15 protein-coding genes and 2 tRNA genes are annotated in these 23,027 nt (G+C 36.2%); 12 read left to right on the forward strand and 5 right to left on the reverse strand.

Annotated elements, in window-relative coordinates:
* The first annotated feature begins 17 nt into the window (after positions 1–17).
* The 11 genes from BXY75_RS08310 (at position 18) to BXY75_RS08360 (ending at position 13,963) form a co-directional block, all read left to right on the forward strand.
* On the forward strand, positions 18–2,312 hold the full coding sequence (locus BXY75_RS08310; RefSeq protein WP_121907243.1) for an alginate lyase family protein: 2,295 nt from the start codon (positions 18–20) through the stop codon (positions 2,310–2,312).
* Positions 2,313–2,328: 16 nt separating this feature from the next.
* Complete coding sequence (locus BXY75_RS08315; RefSeq protein ID WP_121907395.1) at positions 2,329–2,676, forward strand: cupin domain-containing protein; 348 nt, start codon at positions 2,329–2,331, stop codon at positions 2,674–2,676.
* A 284-nt stretch (positions 2,677–2,960) separates the two neighbouring features.
* Entirely contained in the window at positions 2,961–6,140 is a 3,180-nt protein-coding gene (locus tag BXY75_RS08320) for a SusC/RagA family TonB-linked outer membrane protein (RefSeq protein WP_121907244.1), read from the forward strand.
* 57 nt (positions 6,141–6,197) lie between these two features.
* Positions 6,198–7,466 carry a RagB/SusD family nutrient uptake outer membrane protein gene (locus BXY75_RS08325; RefSeq protein ID WP_245962941.1) on the forward strand — a complete coding sequence of 423 codons (1,269 nt, stop codon included), beginning with the start codon at positions 6,198–6,200 and terminating at the stop codon, positions 7,464–7,466.
* Positions 7,467–7,711: 245 nt separating this feature from the next.
* Entirely contained in the window at positions 7,712–8,413 is a 702-nt protein-coding gene (locus BXY75_RS08330; RefSeq protein WP_121907246.1) for a FadR/GntR family transcriptional regulator, read from the forward strand.
* Between the two features lie 215 nt (positions 8,414–8,628).
* Positions 8,629–9,903, forward strand: coding sequence for an MFS transporter (locus BXY75_RS08335; protein WP_121907247.1), 1,275 nt, complete (start codon positions 8,629–8,631; stop codon positions 9,901–9,903).
* A 41-nt stretch (positions 9,904–9,944) separates the two neighbouring features.
* Positions 9,945–10,709 (forward strand): SDR family NAD(P)-dependent oxidoreductase, encoded by a 765-nt coding sequence (locus BXY75_RS08340; protein WP_121907248.1) that lies wholly within the window; start codon positions 9,945–9,947, stop codon positions 10,707–10,709.
* Between the two features lie 124 nt (positions 10,710–10,833).
* Positions 10,834–11,856 (forward strand): sugar kinase, encoded by a 1,023-nt coding sequence (locus BXY75_RS08345; protein ID WP_121907249.1) that lies wholly within the window; start codon positions 10,834–10,836, stop codon positions 11,854–11,856.
* Between the two features lie 11 nt (positions 11,857–11,867).
* Positions 11,868–12,536: a bifunctional 4-hydroxy-2-oxoglutarate aldolase/2-dehydro-3-deoxy-phosphogluconate aldolase gene (locus tag BXY75_RS08350; RefSeq protein ID WP_121907250.1), complete on the forward strand. Its 669-nt coding sequence runs from the start codon at positions 11,868–11,870 to the stop codon at positions 12,534–12,536.
* Positions 12,533–13,057 carry a LacI family DNA-binding transcriptional regulator gene (locus BXY75_RS08355; protein WP_121907251.1) on the forward strand — a complete coding sequence of 175 codons (525 nt, stop codon included), beginning with the start codon at positions 12,533–12,535 and terminating at the stop codon, positions 13,055–13,057. The genes BXY75_RS08350 and BXY75_RS08355 overlap by 4 nt, the downstream gene beginning before the upstream one ends.
* A 66-nt stretch (positions 13,058–13,123) precedes the next feature.
* Positions 13,124–13,963, forward strand: a complete 840-nt coding sequence (locus BXY75_RS08360; RefSeq protein WP_245962942.1) for a DMT family transporter — start codon at positions 13,124–13,126, stop codon at positions 13,961–13,963.
* A gap of 767 nt (positions 13,964–14,730) precedes the next feature.
* Here BXY75_RS08360 and BXY75_RS08365 read toward each other — a convergent pair.
* From BXY75_RS08365 to BXY75_RS08380, 4 genes are all read right to left on the reverse strand, one after another.
* A tRNA-Pro gene (locus BXY75_RS08365) sits at positions 14,731–14,804 on the reverse strand.
* 613 nt (positions 14,805–15,417) lie between these two features.
* Positions 15,418–16,959 carry an acyl-CoA carboxylase subunit beta gene (locus BXY75_RS08370; protein WP_121907253.1) on the reverse strand — a complete coding sequence of 514 codons (1,542 nt, stop codon included), beginning with the start codon at positions 16,957–16,959 and terminating at the stop codon, positions 15,418–15,420.
* A gap of 13 nt (positions 16,960–16,972) precedes the next feature.
* Positions 16,973–18,415: an acetyl-CoA carboxylase biotin carboxylase subunit gene (accC, locus tag BXY75_RS08375; RefSeq protein ID WP_121907396.1), complete on the reverse strand. Its 1,443-nt coding sequence runs from the start codon at positions 18,413–18,415 to the stop codon at positions 16,973–16,975.
* A 5-nt stretch (positions 18,416–18,420) separates the two neighbouring features.
* Complete coding sequence (locus tag BXY75_RS08380) at positions 18,421–18,906, reverse strand: biotin/lipoyl-containing protein (RefSeq protein ID WP_121907254.1); 486 nt, start codon at positions 18,904–18,906, stop codon at positions 18,421–18,423.
* A gap of 324 nt (positions 18,907–19,230) precedes the next feature.
* Between BXY75_RS08380 and BXY75_RS08385 the strand changes: the two genes are divergently transcribed.
* The gene (locus BXY75_RS08385; protein WP_121907255.1) at positions 19,231–22,440 is read left to right on the forward strand and encodes a tetratricopeptide repeat protein; all 3,210 of its coding nucleotides are present in this window, start codon (positions 19,231–19,233) and stop codon (positions 22,438–22,440) included.
* A 504-nt stretch (positions 22,441–22,944) separates the two neighbouring features.
* On the opposite strand, the gene BXY75_RS08390 is transcribed toward BXY75_RS08385, so the two are convergent.
* Positions 22,945–23,019, reverse strand: a tRNA-Pro gene (locus BXY75_RS08390).
* Positions 23,020–23,027: the final 8 nt, after the last annotated feature.

Genomic DNA, 23,027 nt, shown 5'->3' on the forward strand with positions numbered 1-23,027 from the left:
CAATTAAAATTCTTTGAATGAGAATAGTTAGTAACTATAATACTCTAATAATAATTATCTCAACATTATTGATATTTATTTCCTGTGCAGAAGATAAAGTGTCGTCCCCAACACTTTCTTCTTCTGCTTCGGAAATATCAAATAATGCACACCCCTCTTTGATTATAACTAGCGCAGGTGTAGAAAAAATAAAAGCGAATCTAGGAAGTATTCCCATTTTCGATGCCTCTCTTGAAGCTGTAAAAAATGAAGTGGATACTGAAATTGCATCTGGAATAGAAGTACCTATTCCGAAAGATTTTTCAGGAGGTTATACTCATACTCGTCATAAGAAAAACTTTCTTATTCTTCAAAAAGCAGGAATTTTATATCAGATTTTAGACGATCAGAAATATGCAAAGTATGTTCGTGATATGCTCTTTCAGTATGAAGCAATGTATAAAACATTACCTATTCATCCTCAAACGCGATCTTACGCCAGAGGTAAATTGTTTTGGCAATGTTTAAACGATTCAAATTGGCTGGTATATGTTAGTCAGGCTTATGACTGTATTTATAATTATTTAACTGCTGAAGAACGTGAAACATTAGAAAAGAATCTCTTTAGACCTTTCGCCGATTTTATTTCAATAGAGAATCCACAGTTTTACAATCGCATTCACAACCACAGTACATGGGGAAATGCCGCAGTTGGTATGATTGGTTTAGTGATGAATGATGAAGAATTAATAGAACGTGCACTCTATGGAATAAAGCACGACGGTTTGGATCCTAATGCAAAAGATAATGATGGAGGCTTTATTAAAAGTAAAGATGGAAAAGCAGGTTTCATAGCCAATTTGGAAGAACCTTTTTCACCCGACGGTTATTATACTGAAGGCCCCTATTATCAGCGTTATGCGATGTATCCATTTTTAATTTTCGCTGAAGGTTTACAAAATGTAAAACCGGAACTGAAGATATTTCAGCACAAAGATAGTGTGCTGCTAAAATCGGTGGATGCTCTTTTAAATCTTTCTGATGCAGACGGTGAGTTTTTTCCACTTAATGATGGTCAAAAAGGAATGTCATATTTTTCAAGAGAGTTGGTTACGGCAGTGGATATTGCATATCATTATGGAGGACATCATCCAGGACTTCTAAGCATTGCCGAAAAACAAAATAATGTATTATTAGATGATTCAGGTTTGTCTGTAGCATTGGGATTAAAAAATGGTGAAGCAAAACCATTTAATAAAAAATCAATCAATCTTTCAGATGGTTCAGATGGCAAACAAGGAGGCGTTGGTATTTTGAGATATGGTAATGAAGATATGACCCTCGTTTTTAAGTATGCAGCCCAAGGATTGAGTCACGGTCATTACGATAAGTTATCTTTTTCACTTTATGAAAAAGGAGACGAGATACTTCAGGATTACGGTTTGGTTCGTTTTGTCAATATCGAACAAAAAGGAGGAGGTAACTATTTACAGGCAAACTCTAGTTGGGCAAAACAGACGATTGCCCATAATACATTAATTCAGAATGAAACTTCGCATTTTGAGGGGAAATATGAAATTGGCAGTAAACATTTTTCAGAATTATATCTTTTTGATGTTGCAAATGAAGCCATTCAAGTGGTAAGTGCCAAAGAAAACAACGCTTATCCGGGGACTCAAATGCAGCGCACATTGGTAATGATAAAAGACGAAAATTTTGAAAAACCTTATGTGCTGGACCTTATGCAGGTAACTTCCAATACAACGAATCAATACGATCTACCCTACTATTTTATGGGTCAGGTTATAAAAACCAATGTTGACTATAAAACTCATCAAACACTAAAGAAACTTGGGGGCGCAAACGGATATGAACATCTTTATGTTGAAGGGATAGGTAATGCTTCGGAAGAGAATACAAAACTGTCTTGGTTAAATCATGGTAACTTTTACTCATTAACTTCAGCAACAAATAAAGCAGATCAAATACTATTTACTAGAATTGGAGCTAATGACCCGGAATTTAATCTAAGAAGAGATGCCGGATTTATGATACGGAGGAAGAATTCAAAAAACACTGTATTTGCAAGCACGATCGAATCACATGGTAGTTATAGCCCTGTGTCTGAATTCGCATTAAATTCAAATTCTAATATCGCCGATTTGGAAGTCGTATTCTCTTCCGAAGAATATATGGGTATAAGTATTACGGATTTAAATGGCAGTACCCGATTATTTATTATGTCGAATAAAGATGCTTCAAAGGAAAAAAATCACACGATTAAAATAAATAACATAATGCATCAATGGACAGGTGCTTATTATTTCAAATAAAAACAAAACTATTATTATGAAAACATTTGGATCAAGTAAAGAATTTATATTCGGCGATGAAATGGATTGGGAAGTTGTTGGAGTAGGCCTTAAACGTAAAATAATGGGTTACGACGATAAGATCATGTTAGTAAAAGTTGACTTTCAAGTTGGCGCTATTGGTGTTATGCATGAACATTACCATTCACAAGTAACTTACGTTGAAAGTGGCGAATATGAATTAACCATCGGAAATGAGACTAAAACGGTTAAAGGAGGAGATTCATTCTACATTCCACCGCATATAATGCATGGGGCAATTTGTACGAAGGCCGGGGTTCTTATTGATGTTTTTAGCCCTATTCGGGAAGATTTCATGGAATAATTAAAATTTAACTCATTAATTTCTTGTGAGTTAACAAAAATTTAATATATTTGGTAAACCAAAGTGGTTAACCAGTTTGGTTTACCAAAAAGAATACTCATAAAAAAAAGGACAGGTGCACGCCTATCCTTTTAAATCATACTTCTTTCGAGGGAAGTAAAATTCACGTAGTAACTAATTAAAACATGAGCCACAAAAATACGAATTTGTTTATTCATTTATCGGTCCACTGTCTTTTTAAGTTCCTATCATTTGCAAACAACCAAAACTTAAAAAATCTCATTATGAATTTAAAAACGAAGCTAACTTTAATTATGATGCTCTTTAGTAGCATTGTTATTATTGCGCAAGACAACTACCAACTAAAAGGTACTGTAGTTTCAGTAGTCGACCAATTTGGTATTCCAGGAGCTAACGTGCTTATTCTGGGCACATCGACAGGAGCAAGCACAGATTTTGATGGAAATTTTGAAATTGACGTAAAAAGCGGCGATCAATTACAATTTTCTTATATCGGTTATGTTACTCAAATTGTAACAATTACTGATCAAACTAACCTTTCAATTGCATTAACTGAAGACGCCAACACTTTAGATGAAGTTGTTGTTGTTGGTTATGGTACACAGAAAAAGAGTCATGTAACAGGTTCAATTGCTAAAGTAGGAGGAGATGATCTTGCAGCAATTCAAGCTACTCGTGTGGATGAAGCATTAGCAGGTAAGTTAGCGGGTGTATTGATTCAAAATCAGAATGGGTCACCGGGAGCAGATCCTAAAATCCAAATAAGAGCCGCTTCATCTATTAATGGTAATTCAAATCCACTGATTGTTGTGGATGGGTATCCGATTTCAGGAAGTTTAGCGACTGTTAACCCAAACGATATTGAAAGTGTTGAGGTATTAAAAGATGCTGCTTCAGCTGCCATTTATGGTTCTAGGGGAGCAAATGGGGTTATTTTAGTTACCACCAAAAAAGGAAAAGAGGGCAAACCAAGTTTTAGTTACAATGCCTATGCAAGCATATCAAATAAATATAAGAATGATAGAATAAATATGACAGCTGGAGAATGGGCCAACACATTAGAAACTGGTATAGCTAGTGGCAGGTACGATGTTTCTGAATTGGATCCAGCCTTTGTGAATTATAAGATAAATGCCTATAAAAATTCACCTGACGTCTTAGCGGTAGAAGATTGGCTTTACGGAAGTGGTTATAGTACCAATCATGACTTCAGCTATAGCGGGGGCACTGAAAAATCAAATTATTTTGCTTCAATTGGTTATCAAAACACAGATGGTATTGTAAGGACTGAAGGTTATGAAAGACTTAATGCGCGTTTAAATATCGATACTGAATTGGGGGATAAGTTCAAGACAGGATTAAGTTTCAACGGATTTGCAGCAGATAGAGATATTGTAGGTCATGACCAGAGAGATTTATTAAGAGCCTATAGCGTTAGTCCTATTTACCATACCGAAGCGTCTATTGCATTTGTTCAACAATTGGATCAGCAAGCGCAGGCTTTGGGACTTGATCCGTTTGACGATGGTTATAGAGGAGGTGATGCACCTTTTAATAATAGCATCTATACACTACAACCTGGGGATACGGCGCAAGACTGGCATTATGGAAGAAGCGGTAATGGTATTGGAGGATCTGGAGATGCAGGTCCTGCAACGAAGCTTGACAACACAGACCGATATCAAAAAACTTATTTCGCAAATGTGTCTACATTTTTACAGTACAGCCTCTTAAATGATTTGGATATAAAAGTTGTTCTAGGAGCTGATATTAGAGATACCAAAGACTATTTCTGGAGAGGACTTGAGTTTGATTCCAGGGCACGTACTAATCAAACTGCCTTAGACGAAACCAATATAAAACAAACTTCAACTTTAAGTGAAACTACTTTGAATTATGCAAAAGAAATTGGTAAGCATGATATATCTGCGGTAGCTGGAGTTGAATTTCAAAAGATCTATTTCAGGGGTACCGCTACAGCAGGAACCAATGTGCCATTTACCGATATAGTAAATTATAACCTGTTAGATCCGGCAGATATTACTGTAAGTGAAAGAGACGAGACTATTTCAAGATGGAGCATTTTTGGAAGAATTAACTATGCCTTTGACGATCGTTATTTGCTATCGGCATCTGTGAGAAGAGACGGTGATTCTCGTTTCGGGGCTAATGAAAGATACGCTACATTTCCGGCGATTTCTTTAGGATGGAACGTGCATAAAGAATCATTTTATAACTTAGACTTCTTGAGTTTATTAAAACCAAGGTTTAGTACTGGGTCTTTAGGATCTACATCTGATTTAGGGGCATACAATTCATTGAGTCTTTTGAACCCTCAAGCAACGGTGTTAGGGACTGGATATTTAATCCCGTCGGATATAGCAAACTCGAATTTAACTTGGCAAACAAATACAGAGACTAACTACGGAATTGATTTAGGTTTTATAAACAATCGTATTAGAATTGGTGCAGATTACTACACATCTGATATTGAAGACATCTTAATTAATCAAAGTGTATCTGAAGTTTTCGGTACCTCTACATATAGAGTAAACGCTGGTGATGTGAGAAGTTCTGGTTTAGAACTTGAATTAACCGCAGGCATTGTGAGACAAGATAATCTGAGATGGGATATTGGAGCCAACTTCTCTACAGTGAAAACAGAAATCACAGATTTAGGTGGTCTAGATCAATTACCTAATGTAATTTACGGTCAAAGTGGAAGAGGTCCCGTGTTTAGAAATTATGTAGGTGGAGAAATTGGAGAAATGTGGGGATTAGAAACCACTGGACAAGTTGAAGATAGTTTTATAGAAGACCCAACAAGAGCTATTGGCCTTAATAGTTCAGCTTTTTACGTCGTTGATCAAAATGGTGATGGTGTAATTGATAAAACAAAAACAGTTGAAGAGGGTGGAGATTTAGTCAAAATAGGACAAAATACACCAGATTTTTACTATGGTTTCAATAGTACAGTAAACTATAAGGGTTTTGATTTGTCGTTCCAATTTCAAGGAACCCAAGGAGGGGAAGTTTGGAATGTCGACCCGATTTACTATAATTCAGAATTTGGTGGAAGAGTACGTGATAGTTTTGATGCAGATAACGATGGTATTGCCGATCATAATGGGGAGTACTATTTAGATTCAAATAATCAACTAGATGCGCAGATACAAGATGCTTCTTATTTAGCTTTAAGAAACTTGACTATAGGTTATACCCTTAATTCAGAACTGACTAATAAAGTGGGTATAAGTTCGGCGAGGGTATATCTTGCATCCACTAACTTGTTGTATGTCTGGGGGGACGATTATACCTCTTATAATCCGGAAGGTGTAGAGATTACGCAAAGTGATTATTTAGGACCTACTACCTATGGAGTGCAAGTAGGTGCGAGTCCAATTGTTAGAAGCTTTACGTTTGGTTTTAATGTTAATTTTTAAATTAAGGAAAAAATGAAAAAATTATATATATTATTTTTAGGATCATTGTTGTTAACAATGTCATGTAGTACGGATTTGGATGAAGCTCCACCAAATATTGCTAGTTCAGATTCTTTGACAGATTTTGAAGGAGTTTTGAATGCGGCATATTACTATCAGCTTGGCTCTGTTACGCCAATGGGAGTGATGGGAGACTTCAGAGCAGATAATGCTTTAATGTTAGAATCTCCTTACACTGAATTTGATGTTTACGGTCCTGGTTTAACAGCGATGGAAGATCAATTTTTTGGCCCTTTATATACGGCTTTATACCGGTCAATATTAAGCGCGAATAACGTAATCGAAAATTCATTGGATGCTACTCAAGTAGGTGAAGCTAAATTTATTAGGGCTTTGTCTTACTTTAAACTTGTCCAAGTGTTTGGCGATGTTACTGTTATTTTAACTTCACCAGACATAGGCGACATCCCTACGTTCGATTTAACAAGACAACCGGCTGCTAATGTTTATAGTACCGTTATAATACCTGATTTACAAGATGCAATAAGTGCTTTGGGTACCACAAATACTAATGGTAGAGCATCAAAACTTGCTGCACAAGGCGTATTAGGCAAAGTATATATGCATATGGGGAATTATAGCAGCGCGCAACCACTTCTAGCTGCTGTTGTAAACGGAGCTGCTGGCGCAGGGATTAGTTTAGAGGCTAACTTTGCTGATATTTTTGTTACAGATTTGAATTCAGAAATTATATTTGCAACTCAAGTATCTAGTTCTGTAGTAGATGAATATGGTTTTTCCGAGTTTTGGGAATGGTATGGTGGTCTTGACACCAAATCTTTAGATCCTTTAGATCCACGTTTAATTGCTGCATTTGATGCTAGTCCTGGAGATTTAAGAAGAGCTGTAACTATTGATGTAACAACTTTATCGTCTCCTAAATATCCTCAATCAGGAGGAGCTGATTTCGACTGGATAGAACTGAGATTAGCAGATGTTATTCTGTTATATGCTGAAACATTAAATGAAAATGGTTCTTCCGCTGAGAATGTACTTAATCTTTTGGATCCTATACGAACTAGGGCTGGATTAGCTGCTCTGGATCATACTGTCATTAATACTCAGGCTTTAGTTAGACAGGCTATTCAAGATGAAAGAAGACTAGAGTTGGCTTTTGAAGGACATCGATGGTTTGATTTAGTTAGAACAGGTACCGTTGACGCTGAAATGGGAGAAACAATTAATCCCAATTATCATGTGTTTCCAGTTCCAATCTCAGAAATTCTTGCGAGTGATCAAGTGATCACTCAGAATCCTGGATACTAATCATTCCGATGCATTTGCAAAAGTTAATTATAACAGTATAAAGGTGTCTCATTAACGAATGTTTGATTAGCCAATCAAGATTCGTTAAAAGTTTTACTGGCCTTGTTAAGGGCCGGTAAAACTTATTATAAAGAGTATGCTAGTTGAAAAAACAAAAATGTAGAGGTTAACCATACAGTTTTACAAGATTTTTCTAACTTTAAATTTTATTGTTTGGTTAACCAATTATTGAAAATATAAAGACTATGAAAGTCGAAATACTTAATTCAACTGAAAAACGCACACTTCAGAAGGAAGTAATTGATAAGATTCGAAAGCTTATTAACCATAAGAATTTGGAGCCTGGAGATAAGCTACCTTCCGAACGAACGCTTTCAGAAAAATTTGAAGTTACAAGAAGTACCATTCGTGAAGCAATTCAGAAATTGGAATTCTACGGCTTGCTCAGGTCAATACCACAGAGTGGAACTTTTGTTGCTAATATAGGAGTAGTTGCATTAAACGGAATGATTGATGACATTTTACGTCTTGAAGTTCCAGAATTTAAATCACTCGTTGAAACAAGAATTCTTTTAGAGTTAAAAACTTCAAGATTGGCGGCGATTAGAAGAACGGAAGAAGATCTTGATATTATGAAAGAAGCTCTGGAAGCATACGCTACTAAAGTTGAAAAAGGCGAACACGCTGTACAAGAAGATCTACTCTTCCATTTAGCCATCGCCAAAGCAAGTGGCAATAGTACAATGAATACATTTATGTTGATAATTACACCCGAAATAATTATAAATTTTGAAAAATATCATGTCTGCGATGCTGCCTTGGCGTACTCCGGAATTGAAGAACACCGCTTAATTTATGAAGCTATTAAGGATCAGAATCCTCAGTTGGCCAAACAAAGAATGAAGGAACATTTTAAAGAACTATACAAATATTGTTACAATGTATAATTGGAATGTTAGAGAATTAAGTTGCACGCTTAATTTCTAACAAATTAAAAAATATTGGAGGGGGGTTATATTTATGTGGTAGACTCATTTTTCTACACAAGCTTCCTATTGCCCGAATAATCAAAGAATTTTCAAACTATTACACCTGTTTGATGCCTTAACTAAATTAGGTGCAAATAATTAAAGAATTGAGTGAATTAATTTAACGAAATATCATGAAAATAAAAGGACTAAGATGGTGGATTATATCTTTAATCTGTTTAGCCACGGTTATAAATTATATTGATAGAACAGCATTTGGGGTGATGTGGCCAGAGATGGGTAAAGACCTTGGTATGGACGAATCTGACTATGCCGTTATGTTAAACGTCTTTATGGTTACCTATGCGTTAGGAAAATTTTTATCAGGAAAATTATATGATATAATTGGAACACGTATGGGCTTTACAGTATCAATTGTTGTTTGGTCTGTTGCATCTATCTTTCATGCATTCGCTAAAGGATTATTTTCATTGACATTATTTAGAGCTCTTTTAGGTTTAGGAGAAGCTGGAAACTGGCCTGGAGCCGTTAAAAGTAATGGAGAATGGTTTCCGGTTAAACAACGGGCTATAGCACAAGGTATATTTAATGCTGGTGCTTCATTAGGAAGCGTTATTGCACCGATTTTAATAGCTTTTTTATATGGCCATTTTGGTTGGAGATCAACTTTTATCATCATTGGAGCAATTGGTATACTTTGGGTAATTCCCTGGTTATTTATAAATAAGACTACTCCTGAATCTCATCCTTGGATTACCGAGAAAGAAAGAAATCTTATCATGAACAGTCAAATTGAGAAAGCTGCATGTGATGTAAAGAAAGGAAAAGGACTAAGTGTAGTACAAATTCTAAGTTATAAGGAATCTTGGGGAGTACTAGCCTCTAGATTTTTTATTGAGCCTATTTGGTGGCTATTTGTTGGGTGGATGCCCTTATATTTAAATTCAAAATTTGGATTCAGTATAGAAGAAATTGGTTCTACTATCTGGATATCTTATTTAGGAGGTATGGCAGGAAGTATAATTGGTGGTTGGTATTCAGGAAAATTAATGGAAACAAAATCTGTTGATGCGGCCAGAAAGATTACAATTACCATTGGGTGTACCTTGATCTTTTTAGGCTTACTAGGCATTATATTCTTAGTAACAGAAAATAATCCAATGACATTCATATATATAGTCGCTGTAGTTCTCTTCGGATTTCAATTCGCAATTGGGAATATCCAAACAATATCAAGTGATTTATTAAAAGGGCCATCAGTTGGTACATTAGCAGGATTAGCAGGAAGTGTTGCGGCAGTTTCTGTAATCATAATGAACTCACTAATCCCATCTATTGCTTCTGTATCATATACACCCGCATTTATAGTAATCGCTATTCTAGCTCCAATGGCCGTGATATCAATCTTCGCGTTGATTAAAAAAATAGAGCCAGTAGAAAATAAATAAAAAGAAAACAATTATAATTCAATAGAATAAATATAAAAAATATGAGTAAAGCAAAAGGAAAAGTAGCTGTAATAACGGGAGCAACAGGAGGAATTGGTTTTGCAGTAGCACAGCGATTAGGAAATGATGGATATACGGTAGTTTTAAATGGTATCGACAACGAAGCAGGAGCTAAAAGAATACAAGAGCTTAAGGCTGAAGGAATCACTGCAGAATATTATGGTTTCGACGTTACAAATGAAGAAGATGTAACATCAAACATAGACGCGATTGGAAAAAAATACGGTAAAATTGATCTACTTGTTAATAACGCTGGTGGCTTAGGTGGAAGATCTAGGTTTGAAGAAATGACCACCGAGTTTTACAGATCTGTAATGGCACTGAATCTCGATTCAGTATTTTTTGCTTCTAGAACAGCAATACCATACCTTAAAAAGGGAGAGCACCCTTCCATTATTAATTATACTTCAAATGCAGGATGGACTGCTGGAGGTCCCGGAGCAGGAATCTATGGTACATCCAAAGCTGGTGTTCATGCAATAACCAGAGCATTAGCAAAAGATCTAGCAGAATATGGTATCAGAGTTAATGCAGTATCTCCTGGTACAATTGACACGCCATTTCATGCGCAAATTAAAGCGACAAAGCCAGAAGTTTTTGCATCTTGGGCAAATAATATTATGTTGGGCCGTTTAGGCCAACCGGAAGATGTAGCTTCTGTTGTTTCATTTTTAGCAAGTAAAGATGCCGCTTTTATTACAGCTGAAACCATTCAAATTGGTGGAGGACAAGCGTTAGGAATTTAAAATTATAATCTAATTGTCAAGTAGTTTTATTATTTAACGTATCTTCTTTAAGTTTAAATTAGACATTAAATAATAAAGCTATTTGGCTTTTTAAAAAGTGAAGTTTAGTAATAAAATTCAAAAAATGAGTAAAGTTGTCACATTTGGCGAAATCATGTTAAGACTCTCAACAGAGCGTCATTTAAGATTTTCTCAAGCCAAAAGTTTTGCTGCTTCTTATGGTGGTGGAGAATTTAATGTAGCAGTTTCATTAGCAAATTATGGAATTCCCGTTGAATTTATAACAAGATTACCTAATAATGAAATTGGAGCCTGTGCGTTAAAAGAGATGCGTAAATTTAACGTGAAGTCTGAAAACGTAATATATGGTGGCGACCGTTTAGGTATCTATTATCTTGAAACAGGTGCTGGAACTCGTGGTAGTAATGTTGTATATGATAGAGCAAATAGTTCGATGGCAACTATTACAAAAGGAGCTATAAACTGGGAGTCTGTATTAAAAGATGTTACTTGGTTTCATTGGAGTGGTATTACTCCTGCAATTTCTGAATCTGCCGCAGAAGAATGTTTAGCAGCAATAAAAGTTGCCCATAAACTAGGTGTTACAATTTCTTCAGATTTAAATTATAGATCTAAACTTTGGCAATACGGAAAGGAGCCAGATCAAATCATGCCAGAACTTTTAAAATATAGTAATATTATTTTAGGAGATATTGACACTGCTCTATTTATGTTAGGAAAACCTAAAGTAAAGCCAAACTATCAAAATGAAAAATCATTACCTGTTATATATGATGAACTATTTAAATTATGCCCTAATTTAAAAACTGTTGCGACCACATTAAGATACTCTGTTAGCGCATCGCATCAAAGAATAGGCGGTATATTATATGATGGTAAAAACATATTCAATGCAGATGTTAAAGAAGTAACTCCTGTAGTTGATAGAGTTGGTAGTGGTGACGCGTTTATGGGTGGATTAATCTACGGAATGATAAACGATAGCAACGACAAACAACGAGCTTTAAATATTGCAGTGGCTGCTTGCTGTTTAAAACATACTATATCTGGTGATTACAATTTAATTACCCTCAACGAAATTGAAAAACTACTAAGTGGAGACGAATCTGGTAAAGTCTCAAGATAAATCACAATACAATGGCACAACACTCAAGAATTAATGTTGCAAATATTATGACTAAAACGGGCTTAGTTCCGTTGTTTTATGATAGTGATATATCAATTTGCAAAAAAATATTAGATGCTTTATATAATGGTGGAGCACGATTATTAGAGTTTACTGCTAGAGGCGATTTTGCCGAAGATGTTTTTAGTGAACTAAATAAATATGCAATATCAAAATTACCTGGAATGATTCTAGGCGTTGGTTCTATAACCGATGGGGCTGCTGCATCAAGATACATGGCTTTAGGTGCCAATTTTATTGTAACTCCTGTTTTAAGAGAAGATATTGCGCTAGTCTGCAATCGTAGGAAAGTGCTATGGTCACCAGGTTGTGGATCTTTAGCCGAAATTGCAAAAGCCGAGGAATTAGGTTGCGAAATTGTAAAACTGTTTCCCGGGGGTATCTATGGTCCCGATTTTGTAAAAGCGATAAAAGGGCCTTGTCAATGGACAAGTATTATGCCTACAGGTGGTGTATCACCTACCAAAGAAAATTTGGAAAGTTGGTTTAAGGCTGGTGTTACTTGTGTTGGTATGGGATCTAAATTAATTGTAAAGGATGCGAGCGGAAATTATGACTATAATAAAATCCGAGAACTGACAAAGTCCTCTCTTGAGATAATTGCAGAATTAAAGAAATGAACCAAAAAAATGCATCGATTAATTTAAAAGAATTGTCGCACTTAACAGGCTTTTCTATTTCCACAGTCTCAAAAGCTCTTAATAACAGGGTAGATATTAGTTTAAAAACTAAAGAAATTGTTGTGGAAGTTGCTAAGAAACACAACTATGTTCCTAATAGTTTTGCCGTTGGTTTAAGAAAAAATAAGAGTCATACAGTCGCAGTTATTCTGCCTCAGGTGAATGTGCCTTTTTATGGAAATCTGCTTTTTTATTTTCACAGAATAGCAGATTGTCTTGGGTATAGACTTCTAGTTTTTCAATCCTTCAAAAGTGAAAAAAAGGAAATTGAATACTTAAAGAATATTGGTGATGGAAGTATCGATGGCGCAATTGTTATTACGAATAAAAAGAATAAATGCCCCTATAATCAATTCTCCGTTCCTGTTTTAACGATCCCAATTTTCGAAGCAGAAGCCGCAGAGAATCTAGAACGATTTTCTTTTAATACATTTGAAAAATTTCTTGTCGAGATAAATTGATTTTTACTTTAAAGAATTATTAAAATGTATCTATTTTTGATTCTTTAGCCGGTTTAATCCTACCATATGTTCAAAAAGTCACTGTATTACATGTTTATAAGTGCATTGGCATTTACCTTCTTAAATGTATTTGTGAAACAACTTGAACAATTTGATGTACCTCAAATAATCTTCTTCAGATCTTCAGGATCTCTTATATTCTCGCTCGGATTTCTATTGCGCTATAACATCTCCCCACTTGGCAATAAAAAAGCTTTACTAATTCTACGAGGACTCGCAGGTTTAATTTCATTAGGACTCTTCTTTGCAGCAATTAAAGAATTGCAATTAGGCTCAGCAGTTTCATTAAGGTACACCTCCCCTATCTTTGCGATGTTGTTTGCCTTATTCTTTCTGAAAGAAAAAATTCAACCTCTGCAATGGCTGTTTATTGGAATCGCCTTTTTTGGAGTATTACTAATGAAAGGTTTTGACAACGATTTAAATAGTCTTGGAATGCTTTTCATTCTAGGTTCTGCTATTTTCAGTGGACTGGTATTTATAATTATTCGAAAGATCGGAGACCGTGATCACCCAGTAGTAATTGTAAATTATTTTATGGTTATTGCGACCATTGTAAGTGGAATTTTCACCTTTTCAAATTGGACAACTCCTAAAGGTACAGATTGGTTTTTTTTATTGAGCCTTGGTTTGTTCGGTTACGTGGGTCAGCTTTTTATGACGAAGGCATTTCAGTCGGAACAGACGAATTTTGTGGCTCCGTTAAAATATCTGGAGGTTATTTTTACAATGTCACTAGGTCTCATATTTTTAGATGAAAAGTATTCTATGTGGAGTTTAGCGGGTATCATTTTAGTACTCACAGGCCTAACGTTGAATACACTTTTTGTAAAAACTGGAAAGTAAAGTTTTAAACTTAACAACTACTACTTTAAAATGTAGCCATCGATTAGTAATCACAACTTTATATCACAGCAAGAAAACTACCCATAGAAGAAATTAAAGACTAAAGATCAAAAGATTCATAATGTTTTTAAAACCACTAAGAGCAAGCCCCAAAATCTTAAAATAAACAAGCTAAACTTGGTCGCTGTATTATTATTGTAGCTCAAAGACAGATTAGGGTTAAGTAAAAACAGCGTTAGGCACATTCATTTTTTTCAACCATTTACAATAGCCGAGCTTTTGACACAGTGATAATTCCAATTAAATTGCAGGATTTGCATAATCCTTATAAACCCTCATTGCAAATGGAAAATGATCGCTTTCAGCGTCCACATTTTTTATTTCCATGCGTTTACAAAAACTTAGAAAAATGGATTTACAGAATCCCAATAAACCCTCGTTGCAAATGGAAAATGATCGCTTTCAGCGTCCACATTTTTTATTTCCATGCGTTTACAAAAACTTAGAGAAATGGATTTGCAGAATCCTAATAAACCCTCATTGCAAATGGAAAATGATCGCTTTCAGCGTCCACATTTTTTATTTCCATGCGTTTACAAAAACTTAGAGAAATGGATTTGCAGAATCCTAATAAACCCTCATTGCAAATGGAAAATGATCGCTTTCAGCGTCCACATTTTTTATTTCCATGCGTTTACAAAAGCGCTGCTTTTGACACTTTTGGAAATAAAAAATGACCCAGTTTCACTGGATCATTTTACATTCAGTCGGGATGACAGGATTTGAACCTGCGACCACTTGACCCCCAGCCAAGTACGCTACCGGACTGCGCCACATCCCGAATTACTATTATTTGCTAGAATATAATATGACTAATTAAGTTGATCTCATTTCATATTCACTCATGTGGGGCAGCCTGTCCCGAGCTTAGCGACAAAGGAGCTATTATCGAGGGGCCACATCCCGAATTACTATTGTTTGCAAAAATATAATATTACTAATTAAGTTAATCTAATATCCTTTTCACTTTTGTGGGGCAGCCTGTCCCGAGCATAGTTGAGGGGCCACATCCCGAATTATTATATTTTAGAATAAACCAACTGTGGTGCAGTTTACCCTGAGCATTGTGACAAAGGAGCTATTGTCGAAGGGCCACATCCCGAATTAAAATTGTTTGCAAAAATATAATATTACTAATTAAGTTAATCTAATATCCTTTTCACTTTTGTGGGGCAGCCTGTCCCGAGCATAGTTGAGGGGCCACATCCCGAATTATTATATTTTAGAATAAACCAACTGTGGTGCAGTTTACCCTGAGCATTGTGACAACGGAGCAATTGTCGAAGGGCCACATCCCGAATTACTCTTCCAACTTCCAGCTTCCAGCTTCTTTCTTCTTTCTTCTTTCTTCTAAAATCCAAATATACTATTACCAATAAAACTAGATACTAATATTACAACGGAATATTCCCATGTTTTCTTTTTGGAGAATCTACTGTTTTGGTCTCTAGCATCGCGAAGGCTTTTAATAATTTCCGTCTTGTTTCCTTCGGAAGAATAACCTCATCAATGAAACCTCGTTGTGCTGCTTTGAACGGATTTGCAAACTTTTCGGCATATTCGGCTTCCTTTTCTGAAAGTTTCAGTTCCGGATTTTCAGCTGAAGCAATCTCTTTTCTAAAAATGATTTCACTTGCTCCCTTCGCTCCCATTACAGCAATTTCGGCGGTTGGCCAGGCATAATTGATGTCGGCACCAATATGTTTACTGTTCATAACATCGTAAGCGCCTCCATAAGCCTTACGGGTAATTACAGTTACTCTAGGAACTGTTGCTTCACTCAATGCATATAGTAGTTTTGCGCCGTTTAGAATTATTCCATTCCATTCCTGATCTGTTCCTGGTAAAAATCCGGGCACATCGACTAATACAAGTAACGGAATATTAAAACAATCGCAGAATCTGGTAAATCGCGCGGCCTTTCTCGAGCTATCTACATCAAGAACTCCCGCCAAACTCATAGGCTGATTCGCAACTATACCTATACTCCTACCTCCTAACCTTGCAAATCCAACAATAATATTTTCGGCGTAATCTTTATGGACTTCAAAGAATGAATCTATGTCAATAATTCCCTTTATAACATCATGCATGTCATAAGGCTTATTCGAGGAGTCGGGAATGATGGTTTCAAGTTGCTCTCTCAATTCATCTCCAAGCTCATAAGGAAGTTTTTCTGTAAGGATCTTGTTGTTCTGCGGTATATAACTCAACAATCGCTTTATTTGATTTAAACAAACAATATCACTGGCAGCTGTAAAATGAGTTACGCCACTCTTAGTAGCATGTGTTCTCGCTCCACCTAATTCTTCCGAAGTTACATTTTCATTAGTAACGGTCTTCACCACATTAGGACCGGTAACAAACATATAACTACTATCCTGAACCATTAGGGTAAAATCTGTCATCGCAGGTGAGTATACTGCTCCACCGGCACAGGGTCCCATTATTGCTGATATCTGCGGAATCACACCTGATGCCTGCACATTTCGATAAAAAATATCTGCATATCCACCAAGCGATCGCACTCCTTCCTGAATTCTCGCACCTCCCGAATCGTTTAACCCGATCAATGGAGCACCCACACGAACTGCATGATCCATTACTTTACAAATCTTTTCGGCATGAGTTTCAGATAATGCACCTCCAAAAACCGTGAAATCCTGAGCGAAAACATAAATTAAACGCCCATCTACAGTACCATAACCGGTAACTACACCATCTCCATAATAGATTTCCTTATCCATATCGAAATCGGTAGTTCTGTGTGTTACCAGAATTCCCATTTCTTCAAACGAGCCTTCATCGAGTAGATACTGAACCCTTTCTCTTGCTGTTAATTTCTTTTTTGCATGTTGTTTTTGAATTCTTTTTTCTCCGCCACCCAGATGTGCTTCAGCAATTTTTTTCTGTAAACTTTTAATATTATCACTCATAGTAATTATCTAATTAATGATTTGGAAGACGTAGTTTTTGAGCGTCCTTCACATATTGAAACAAAGCTACTTTGGCAGCGATCTTCGCTTCAGCCTCTAGTTGTTCTTTCATTTTTTCTTCGGAATAGTAATTCTTCACGAAATGTGTATTAAAATTTCCACTTCGGAATGCATCATGCTCAAAAACAAACTTTCCGAAGGGTAGCGTAGTACTAACACCTTTCACTTCAAAACTGGAAATAGCATCTATCATACGTTGTATGGCCTCATTGCGAGTCTTTCCGAAGCAGATCAGCTTAGACAACATGGGATCGTAATAAATAGGCACTTCCATACCTTCTTCAAAACCATCATCCATTCGAATATTAGCTCCGAAAGGTGGTCGATAGAGCTCTAAGGTTCCCACACTCGGCATGAAGTTATTTAAGGAATCTTCGGCATACACCCTCAATTCCAACGCATGTCCGTTTATCTGAATATCATCCTGAGAAAACTCAAGGACTTCACCGTTGGCTACCTTAATCTGCTGTTCAACAAGATCAATTCCGGTGATCCATTCGGTAACAGGATGCTCCACCTGCAGACGAGTATTCATTTCCAGAAAGTAAAAGTTCAGATTTTCATCCAATAAAAATTCAACGGTTCCTGTTCCTACATAATCACATGCTTTTGCCACTTTCACAGCAGCATCTCCCATTTGCTTTCTCAATTCGGGCGTAAGTACCACGGAAGGAGCCTCCTCCACAACTTTTTGATGTCTTCGTTGAATACTGCACTCTCGTTCGAAGAGATGGATAATATTTCCATGCGTATCGGCTAAGACCTGTATTTCTATATGACGCGGAGAGGCAACATACTTTTCAATAAATACCGAACCATCACCAAAAGCATTTTCTGCCTCACTAATAGCACGTTTCATTTGTTCCTTTATTTCTGAAGCGTTTTCAACGATTCTCATCCCTTTTCCTCCCCCACCAGCTGATGCTTTTATAAGAATAGGAAAGCCAATTTCATTTGCCACTTCTGAAGCCTTTTCAACATCAGTAACTGCTGTATCGATCCCAGGGACCATAGGAATATCGTAATTTTTAACGGCCTCCTTCGCAGCAAGTTTACTTCCCATTATACGGATGGCGTGTGATTTTGGTCCAATAAAGATCATTCCGCTTTCCTCCACTTTTTCGGCGAAATCGGCGTTCTCACTTAAAAACCCATAGCCGGGGTGAATTGCATCCACGCCTAACTCTAATGCAACCTTAATAATGTTATCTCCTTTTAAGTAAGATTCGGACGAAGGCGGAGGGCCAATTAATACTGCTTCATCGGCAAAACGAACATGCGGTGCATTTCTATCTGCTTCAGAATAAACTGCGACCGTTTTTATTCCCATTTTTTGAGCCGTTTTCATAACTCTAAGCGCAATCTCTCCTCTGTTGGCTACTAATATTTTTTGTATCATATTTAGACTTCAAATTCGATTAACAAATCCCCTTTATCCACGGTTCCTCCCGTTGTAATTTTAAGCGATTTAATAACGCCATCGCGTGGGGACACTAATGCATTTTCCATTTTCATCGCTTCCAGTACACAGAGTGTATCACCCTGATTAACCTTCTGACCTTCCGAAACAGAAACTTCCAAAATCAAACCCGGCATCGGCGCATGAATTTCGTTTGTTACCGTGTCTTCACCTAATGAAAGGCCCATTTCGGCAATTAGAGCGTCTAATTCATTTTCTATTTTTACTGTATAACTGTTACCATTTATCTGGACTGTATAACATCGCTTATTGAAATCAGCTTCAGTTATTTTCGCTATGATGGAATTGTGATTCACAACAATATGTGACTCATTATTTTTAGACACAATATCGAGCATTTCAGTGTCCTTCCGAAGTAAAGAAAACTCAAAAGAATCGTTGACAACGGCTTTAAATTTTGATTGCATTTATATAAATTTTGATAAAGATAAGCTTTGTGGAAAAATGCAACAAATAGTGAGGCAATGATTACAGATAACTTCTAATTAATTACCGTAAATCAATTTTTAAGAGTGTGTTTAAACCAGCGATTGGCTCAAGTCTCGAAAAAGGATCGTTGTTTTACGACATGAAAATCAACGTGATTTATTTAAAATAAGGGAACAAAATTGTTTTAAATTCCTTAATTTCAAGTCTTCAAATAAAAGCCATTTACAAATGGTCGTAATTAGTCTTCTCCCCTTCTGACTAATTGCAAATAAAAAAATTGTTCATTTTTTAACCCAGTTTAGATGGATTTTTCACCAAAACGTCGTCGTTCCTTAGGAAAGAAGAAAGCGCAATCGCAGCAGCAAATTTTTGTAGGACGAGAGAAACAAATAGAACAATTCACCTCCAATTTAAAACTAAACCCAAACGACAATTCATTTAAGAACATTTTCTCTATACATGGACAAGGTGGCGTAGGTAAAACCACTCTATTAACGTATTTCAAAGAACTTTCTGAAAATCATGGTGCATGTTCTGTCCTTTTAGACATGGAAGACATACAATTATATCCAATTCCGTCGGTGATGGCTAAGATTGCAAGTCTGTTGGAGGAAAATGGTTTTGAATTTAAAAAGTTCAATAAACTTTATAAACATTATTTGCGCAAACGAAGTGAATTGGAAGGGGATCCTCATCGACCTGACAGTCTTTTAGATAATGTTGCGAGTAAAAGTTTAAAGATTGGCGTTAGTGTTGCCGCCGAATTTATTCCTGGTGGTGGAATTGTAAAAGATTTACTTCCTATTGATAATCTTGCCAAAAAGACAGGCGAACTAGCGGATTTTGCATGGAGGAAGTTCGACAATAAAGAAGATGTGGAATTAGCGCTTTATCCATTGAAAAAACTCACTCCCGTATGGCTAGATGAATTATATGATTGCTGCGATGAGAAAAATATAATTTTAAACCTGGATACTTATGAAAATTCAAATCCTAATCTCGATAAGTGGTTCGCTGAGTTATTGGAGGAGAAATACGGCTACGTTCCTGATAATATTACATTGGTTTTTAGCGGAAGGAATAAGTTAGACTCCATTACATGGAAAGATTCATTGGGCTTAATATCTTATATCTCACTACTCCCTTTTACAAAAGAAGAGACTAAAGAATTCCTTTTAAAGAAGGGTGTTATTGATGAAGATGTTATCGCATCGATTATCTCAATTTCTGGCTGCTTACCAGTTTATCTTGCTCTTCTAGTAGATGAAAACCCGGATCAGATGGCGCATATTTCACACCCAAATGAAAAGGTTGTGGAAAGGTTTCTTAGACATATCACAAATCCGGAACAAAAAAAGTTAGCGCGTCTAGCGTCTCTACCTAGGAAATTAAATGCCGATATTATAAAGAGGTTGTTAACTGTGGAAGATAAACATATAGACCTTCTATTTAACTGGCTTAAAGACAGGCCATTTGTGCAAAACAGAGGTGGAAATTGGATTTACCATCCAATTGTACGAAAACAGATGCTGCATTATACGAAAGGCGAATCGTTTGAAACCTGGGAACAAATTCATACTGACTTAGCTGATTATTATACCAATCTAGCGGTGAGAATAGAAAGCGAAGAAGAAGAAAAGAATTTTGCGGATGACGAATGGAGAAGCCTAAGCTTAGAATCATGGTATCATAAATTATGTGCTAATTATAAGAGATACTTACCCGAATTTATTAGATTTTTTGTGCTTTCTGGAATGAAGAAGGTGCCATTTGAAGACCTAACAATTTATGGAGAGGTTCTCTCTCAGGCTGGAGAATTGACAGAATCTATCGAATGGGGAGATAGAATAAAAAATGGAATTGGTAATTATTTGTCTTCGGAAAATGATATGGGATTGGATCTATTTACATCTCTTATTAATTCTGAATACCACAACGATATTGAGAGCAAGGCATATTGTCAGAATGCATTGGGGGTCGTATATAGTAAACTAGGGAAATTTAATGAAGCGGAAGCAGTGACCCTAAAAGCCATCGAAATATTACCCACCTATACCCGAGCTTACAGAAATTTAGGAAATCTTTATAGACTAGAAGATAAGAAAAAGAAGTCCATCACATATTTTAAAAGAGCATTGGAACTTGAACCCGAAAATATAGGATGCTTATTTGGGTATGGTTATGCATTCACTCATTTTAAGCAATTTGACGACGCAATAATTCAGTATAATAAAGTATTACAACTAAAACCAGACTTAGCAACCACTTTAAATAATTTAGGGTACGCATATTTTGCTAAAAAAGACTATGATGTGGCAATAAACAATTATGAAAAAGCGCTAAAAATACAACCCGATTATCAATTGGCCTGGAATAATCTGGCGATTTTACATGTTGAGCAGAAAAATTATGAAATGGCCATTGATTGTTTTCTGAAGCTTGTTGAATTGGACGCCAAGAATCACTTATTTTATTATAACCTTGGATGGCTTTATTATGGTGAAAAAAAAGAGTTTGATTCCGCTCTCAAATATTTAGAAAAGGCCATCGAAATTAAACCCGACTATTTCGAAGCGATGAATACTATGGGGCTCACTTACAATGAACTGAAACAATACGATAAAGCTATAGCTACTTATAATAAAGCATTGCTAATACAAAAAGACCATCATTTTACTATAAACAATTTGGGCAAGGTCTATTTTGATTTAAAAAAAGACTATGACAAAAGTATTGCACTTTTTAAACAAGCCATTGACCTGCAGCCCGATAATCACACCTATTGGTCAAATTTAGGTCTCGCCAAATACATTGGCAAGCTGGATTATAAAGAGGCGATCAAATGTTTTGAAAAAGCGTTAGTGCTTAAAAATGATAATCCTCTAGATTTAACAAATTTAGGATCTGTTCTAGTTAGGAGTGGAAATGACATCGATAGAGGTATAGATTGCTTGAAAAAGGCAATAGAAATTAATCCAGACTCTTATTTGGCTTGGTATAATTTGGGTTATGGTTACTCTAGAAAGTTAGATTTTCTGGAAGGTATACGATGTTTTTCGAAATCAACGGAATTAAATCCGGATCATGCACTTGGTTGGTTTTCAAAAGGGATATCACTTAAAAATGCGAAGAAAGATTTTTCTGAAATGATTAATTGTTTTGAAAAAGCGGTAGCATTAGAACCACAAAATGCCGAATATCTAAATACTTATGGGTTTAATCTATTGATTCAACACAAAACTGAAGAAGGTAAAACACAATTATTAAATGCGTGGAGCTCTAAAAAGGAGAATGTTTTATTCGAAATACCAATGAATATTGGCCATTGTTATTATATGCAGCGTGAAAATGAGCAAGCTATAGATTGGTACAAAAAAGCAATCACATTATGCAAAGATGAACCGCATTTCTTTAAGGGAATGGCATCGGACTACGCAGATTTAAAGATGAAGACTCTTGGAATAAAGGAAACAGACTACAATCAAATGATTGAAGATTTAAAAAAAGGTTAAGCCTGAACTTTTGCAATCGTAATCATCTATAAATAAACCACTGAAAAATCAGTGGTTTTGGTCGGGGTGGCAGCCCCGATACTTCGGGGGAACCTGCAACCTATAAAAGGGATATCTTTAATTAAAATTGTAAACCAACTGAATGCTCAAAGATAAAACTCCAATTGCTTAAGTTAAATGCACAAAAAAACCACTGATTTCTCAGTGGTTGATGTCGGGGTGGCAGCCCCGATGCTTCGGGGGAATCTGCGATCTCTAATATTTGATAATATTTTTATAAACAATTCGTCGTAATGGACTCACACATATTTTCCCAAATTTATGGCACAAAAAAACCACTGATTTCTCAGTGGTTGATGTCGGGGTGGCAGCCCCGATGCTTCGGGGGAATCTGCGATCTCTAATATTTGATTATATTTTTATAAACAATTCGTCGTAATGGACTCACACATATTTTCCCAAATTTATAGCACAAAAAAACCACTGATTTCTCAGTGGTTGATGTCGGGGTGGCAGGATTCGAACCTGCGACCTCCTGCTCCCAAAGCAGGCGCGATGACCGGGCTACGCTACACCCCGAAAAGTGA

Source organism: Ulvibacter antarcticus (assembly GCF_003688405.1).
GTDB classification, from domain to species: Bacteria; Bacteroidota; Bacteroidia; order Flavobacteriales; family Flavobacteriaceae; genus Ulvibacter; species Ulvibacter antarcticus.